This window comes from Clostridium sp. CTA-19, from assembly GCF_054767855.1.
On record NZ_BAAABH010000089.1, the window covers coordinates 1 to 720 of the forward strand.

The window sequence follows — 720 nt, forward strand, 5'->3', positions numbered from 1 at the left end:
ATTATTGTTTTAACATGTTGAGGGCGTGATAATGCCCGAAACTAAAAACCGCCCGCTATGCGGGTGAGATTAAGTTCTTAAGAAAAGAGCATCATACTTTTGTTATAATAGTGATTGTTCAAGCCACTAAGATAACAGAAAGGAATGATGCTCCATGGCACAAAGTTTAGCACATAYAAAGTGGATGTGCAAGTATCATATAGTATTCACACCAAAATACAGAAGAAAGATAATATATTATAAGTTAAGAGAAGATATAAAGGAAATAATAAAAGATTTATGTAAATGGAAGGGCATAGAAATATTAGAAGGACACATGATGCCAGATCATATACATATCTTAGTATCAATTCCACCAAAGATAAGTGTATCAAGTTTTATGKGATATCTTAAAGGGAAAAGTGCAATGATGATATTTGATAGACATTCAAGTTTAAAATATAAATTTGGRAATAGGCACTTTTGGGCAGATGGATATTATGTGAGTACTGTAGGTTTAAATGAAAAAACAATAGCAAAATATATAAGAGAACAAGAAAAATATGATCAAATGATGGATAAGATTACAACAAAAGAATTAGAGAACCCTTTTAAGGGTATAGTTAAGTAATCAGTCCACAATGGCTTGAATGAAATGAAAGCTAACACCATTTAGGTGTTGGAAGTAATACGCCCTTATAGGGCTTGAGCAAGCCACCCGTTTTACGGGTGGTTATGACT

1 protein-coding gene is annotated in these 720 nt (G+C 32.6%); it reads left to right on the forward strand.

All coding sequences use genetic code 11. The features are described 5' to 3' along the window. Positions 1 to 154: 154 nt before the first annotated feature. On the forward strand, positions 155 to 610 hold the full coding sequence (gene tnpA, locus ACYUE0_RS17730) for an IS200/IS605 family transposase (RefSeq protein WP_460271940.1): 456 nt from the start codon (positions 155 to 157) through the stop codon (positions 608 to 610). Positions 611 to 720: the final 110 nt, after the last annotated feature.